We start from the raw sequence: 4,716 nt of genomic DNA, 5'->3' as shown, positions 1-4,716 counted from the left end.
ACAGAAGCCGATGTGCTTGCCATATCTGATTTTATTAAAGATCAGCCTAATGTGACACTTGAGCTCTTACCCTACCATCGTTTAGGCGAGCAAAAATATAAGTATATTGGTAAAGATTATCCTCTTACAGGCGTTAAGTTGAGTAATGAAAAATATGAATTTCTTAAACAAGTTGCTGCTTCTAGATGTGAGACTCCAAACATGAGTACCCAAAAATAAGGTTAAGAAGTGCGAACAGTTACAACGGACAATATTGTTTTTTCTACAATTGCACAAAAGCTTTCCGTATGAGCTAGCGAAGGGAAAACACTAATAACACAAGGCGCAAAGCCTTGTGTTATTAGTGAATTATAGTTTCCGAGAGACTATTTTTTTTGGGGGGGAATGTACAAATGACTTCCCTCCTTGTGGGTTTTCTTGCTAGTCACTTGAATTTTTCTCCACATTGGATTTAATTCCTTTTTTATGCTTTTCATTGAGCCTTATTCACACTAATAGACTTAGGAGGTTTAAAATGGATAAATTTAGCTTAAACACAACAATTGTTACTGGAGAAGGCAGCTTGAGTTATGTAAGGGAATTAAAAGCAGAAAGGGTCTGTATCGTGACAGATCAAACTATTATAAAAATCGGCCTATTGGATCGAGTAACTTCAGAATTAAAAGCTGCAGGAATTGAATACCGTATTTTTGACTCAGTTGAGGCCAACCCCACTCTTGATACAGTACAAAATGGACTGTATCATATTATTGATTATAAACCAGATACTCTTATTGCAATGGGGGGCGGCTCGGTAATTGATGCTGCAAAAGCTATTATTTATTACTGCATTAAGACAAAAGAAGCACTAGTCCATAAAGCTAATATAGCTAAGCCTTTTTTTATCGCTATTCCAACAACTAGTGGTACTGGATCCGAAGTAACATCTTTTTCAGTGATCACTGATACTAAAACACAAACTAAAATCCCCCTTACAGAACACTTGATGCTACCTAATGTGGCTATTTTGGATGCCTCCTTAACCTCATCTGTACCTTCCGTGGTAACAGCAGATACGGGTATGGATGTTATTACCCATGCTTTAGAAGCTTACGTGGCAAATTCAGCAAACATTTTCACAGAAATGTATGCTCGAAAAGCGCTAAAGTTAGCTTTGGGCAATTTATTAAAGGCCTATGGTGAAAGCAATAACAATAGGGCTCGTCAGAACATGCATGTTGCTTCCTGTATGGCTGGTATAGCCTTTAATAATGCTGGTCTGGGTATTACTCATAGTCTTGCCCATGCGATAGGTGGAAGATTCGGAGTTAGCCACGGTAGAGCAAATGCCATTTTGCTACCAACTGTAATTGCCTTTAACTCTGGACTGCTCGATGGAACTACTGCAGAACACGGTGTCGCCTATGAATCTCTTTCTACACTTTTAGGATTTAATGTGAGCACAACCACTGAGCGAATCAATTGCTTAATCGAATGTTTTAACTACTATAATCAGCAAGTTAATATTCCTAATTCATTTAAAACTCTTGGTATTGAGGAAAAAAGTTATTTGGCAGCAATAGATGAGATGGCAGAAAGTGCTATTAATGATGTATGTACAAAAACAAATCCAAGGTCTGTTTCCAAGCATCAATTAGCAATATTGCTGAAACAAGCCTACTGTTAGTACGAGTATAATGATGTCTGCTCTAGCAGCCACTGCTGATTTGACCGATGTTACAAATAACCACTAAACCACATAATAATCTGTAGTTTAGTGATTTAGTAGCTCGCCTTCGCCCTATTTTCCACCGAAACCTCTATCAAAAAAAGCAGTATCCCTTGTAGTTGGGAACTGCTTTTTTTAATAACTAAAATTAATTTAATTGTACTGATTGACTTGCTTAATTACCATTACTTCAAGCTGTCTAATCCATTTTTGATACTTGTTACAATCTTGTCTATTTCTTCTTTAGTAACTATTAATGCAGGAGCAAGATTCATTACATTATTCATATTCTTAAAGCTACGATTAGTCCTGCCAACCAAAACTCCTTGCTTACCTATGTTTCCTATTACACCTAAAAATTTCTTTTCATCCATAGGAGTCTTGCTTGCTTTGTCTTCAACAAGTTCTATACCTGCCAAAAGCCCTTTACCACGCACATCTCCAACATTAGGATGATCTCTAAATTCATTAAGTTTTTCCAATAAGTAAGATCCCATTTGGGCAGCGTTTTCTACTAATTTATCTTCTTCGACTATTTTTGTGCTCTCAAGACCTGCTCGGCATGCTGCAGCACTTCCGCCATAAGTGCTAATATCGCGGAAATATGAAAGAGGGTCATCTCCATCCTGTTTAAACACATTGAAGATTTCTTCACTAACTACTGTACCTGATAGCGGCATATATGAACTAGCCATACCTTTAGCCATTGTCACTATGTCGGGCTTAACTCCATAGTGTTCATACCCAAACATTTTACCAGTTCGTCCAAAACCACACACTACTTCGTCCATAATAAGCTTTAGATCATATTTTTTACAGATTTCCTGAAGAATCTCATAATATTCTTTTACTGGAGGAATTACGCCTCCACCAGCAGTAATTGGTTCTACTATTACTGCTCCAACAGTATCAGGTCCTTCTTCAAGAACAATTTTTTCTACTACACGCGCACAATCAATATCGCAACCAGGATAGGTTTTGTTGAAATCACATCGATAACAACACGCATGAGGGAATTCTACAAACCCTTCTACAAATGGGCCATATTTTTCTTTTCTCTGTTCCTGCCCAGTAGAACTTAATGCTGCAATAGTTGTGCCATGATAATCTCTTTTGCGGTAAAGAATTTTATACTTATCTATATCTGGATATTTTTGTCTATTGTACTGCCTTATCATTTTATAGGCTTTTTCGTTTGCTTCAGAACCACTGTTTGAGAAGTATACCTTATCCAATCCTGTCAAAGAGCTAATTTTTCCTGCAAATTCAATTGCAGGAATATTTCCCGCAACGCCAGCATAATAAGGCATTTTTTTCATTTGATCATTTATGGCATTTATCATTCGTTCGTCGCCATAGCCTACATTTACACACCATACTCCTCCAGAACAAGCATCTAAGAATTCTCTTCCATTCAAATCTTTAACAATCAATCCTTTGCCTTCTGTAATAACCATTGGTGCATTGCTTTCAAAAGCTTTATGTTGGGTCATATGATGCCAAAGATGCTTCCGATCTAAATCAATAATTTCTTCAGAATTATAGTTACTCATTTCTTCGTCCCCCTTCAATTTAAATGTTTTTATATTAAACTTCTTCAATACGCTTAGCCAATTGCTCAAACATATAAGCTACATCTTCTTCTGTGGGAACCTTTCTATTTGTGATTATACCATTATTGCCTGTAGGGTTTAATTTGACACCGATCATAGTATCTTCCACTAATTTTGATATAGAATTTCTTAACTTATTGGTATCCGTAATATACTCTTTAGCTGAATTCCATATTCCAAATTTGTTATTGTATTCATTTATAATTCTAATAGCTTCGTTAGCTAATTTAGCTTCACCTAGTTTTTCATCTGCACCTAAAGCTAAAGCAACGTTAGCGTATCTTTCTTGAGCAGCTTCAATGCCAAGGCCCATTACAAAGGGTAATAATAAAGTTACGCTTAACCCATGTGGAACATTGAATGCTGTCCCTAAAGCTCTACCACCTGCATGTGCTAAATTCGTTGATGCATTCGAAAAGGCAACTCCAGCATAGTAGCTTCCTAGAAGCATTTTTTGTCTAGCATCTAAGTCTGCACCATCTTCATAGGCTTTTGGAAGAGCTTCTCCACAAATTCTGATAGCCTCAAGAGCGTATAGATCTGTCAACTCATTCGCTCTTGTGGAAACGTATCCCTCCATAGCATGTGTTATTGCGTCCATTCCAGTAAATGCAGTAAACTTTTGAGGCAGACTTACACTTAACTCAGGATCAAGAATTGCTACCTTGGGAATTAATTCTTGGTGACCAGGGTTCATTTTAGAATTTGTTTCTGTATTAATTATAACAGTAATTTTTGTTGCTTCAGATCCAGTGCCTGCAGTTGTAGGTGCAGCTATTATAGGCAAGCACTTTAGGTAGGTTTGTTGTGCAATTTGATTCCACTTAATGTCATCATTGCATGCAAATACCGCTACAGCCTTGGCTAAGTCTAATGCACTTCCCCCACCTATGGCCACTATACAATCAGCACCAACTTTTTTTGCTATTTCTACTGCTTTGTTTACATCCACATCCGTTGGTTCACCCAAGCACTCACAAAATAATGCATTCTCAATATTAGCTTGTTCTAGAATACTAGTAACTCTTTTGTCTAGCCTTATCGGTTCTTGAGCTAAAATATTGTCCATTATTATAAGCACCTTACTACAACCTTCAGCATTTACTAGCTGGCTTATGTTTTGTATGCTACCCGCCCCTGTTTCAAGTCTACTAGGTATAGTCAAAACCGGCATTTCACCACTCCTCCTTATTTTTTATTCACTTAAATCAGTTACTAACTTTTTTAAGTATTTCAGTAACTGTTTCAGCTGCATCACCAAGACACATTGTTACTTTTTCGTCTGTGTAGAGAGTGTTGTCAACTCCTGCATATCCTGGTTTAGTGTCATAGTTACAAACAATAACATGCTTTGCTTCATCTGCCCTTAGTATCGGCATACCATAAATTGGTTGT

Annotated in this window: 4 protein-coding genes and 1 pseudogene; 2 read left to right on the top strand and 3 right to left on the bottom strand. The window is 37.1% G+C overall.

Annotated features, from left to right (window positions below; translation table 11 throughout):
• Together GGQ84_RS01600 and GGQ84_RS01595 are read left to right on the top strand one after the other, a co-directional pair.
• Positions 1-219 (top strand): annotated as a pseudogene (locus GGQ84_RS01600) (glycyl-radical enzyme activating protein); the annotation flags it as partial.
• Positions 220-514: 295 nt separating this feature from the next.
• A complete protein-coding gene (locus GGQ84_RS01595; RefSeq protein ID WP_429158229.1) occupies positions 515-1,666 on the top strand; it encodes a 1-propanol dehydrogenase PduQ in 1,152 nt (383 codons plus the stop codon).
• Between the two features lie 227 nt (positions 1,667-1,893).
• Here GGQ84_RS01595 and GGQ84_RS01590 read toward each other — a convergent pair whose 3' ends face one another.
• The 3 genes from GGQ84_RS01590 to GGQ84_RS01580 form a co-directional block, all read right to left on the bottom strand.
• A complete protein-coding gene (locus GGQ84_RS01590) occupies positions 1,894-3,261 on the bottom strand; it encodes an aminotransferase family protein (RefSeq protein WP_429158226.1) in 1,368 nt (455 codons plus the stop codon).
• A gap of 34 nt (positions 3,262-3,295) precedes the next feature.
• Positions 3,296-4,495, bottom strand: coding sequence for an iron-containing alcohol dehydrogenase (locus GGQ84_RS01585; protein WP_429158223.1), 1,200 nt, complete (start codon positions 4,493-4,495; stop codon positions 3,296-3,298).
• Between the two features lie 34 nt (positions 4,496-4,529).
• Positions 4,530-4,716, bottom strand: a 187-nt coding sequence (locus GGQ84_RS01580; protein WP_429158221.1) for an NAD(P)(+) transhydrogenase (Re/Si-specific) subunit beta, incomplete at its 5' end; no start/stop codon positions are given.

It is taken from the genome of Desulfitispora alkaliphila (assembly GCF_050433185.1).
In the GTDB taxonomy this organism is placed as follows: domain Bacteria; phylum Bacillota; class Desulfitisporia; order Desulfitisporales; family Desulfitisporaceae; genus Desulfitispora; species Desulfitispora alkaliphila.
The sequence above is the reverse complement of the archived record's forward strand: the minus strand, read 5'-3'. Positions and strand labels throughout refer to the sequence as shown.

Bases quoted from the DNA above. Each gene is read 5' to 3' on its own strand.
- GGQ84_RS01595 (WP_429158229.1), top strand. From the start codon at position 515: ATGGATAAATTTAGCTTAAACACAACAATTGTTACTGGAGAAGGCAGC.
- GGQ84_RS01590 (WP_429158226.1), bottom strand. From the start codon at position 3,261: ATGAGTAACTATAATTCTGAAGAAATTATTGATTTAGATCGGAAGCAT.
- GGQ84_RS01585 (WP_429158223.1), bottom strand. From the start codon at position 4,495: ATGCCGGTTTTGACTATACCTAGTAGACTTGAAACAGGGGCGGGTAGC.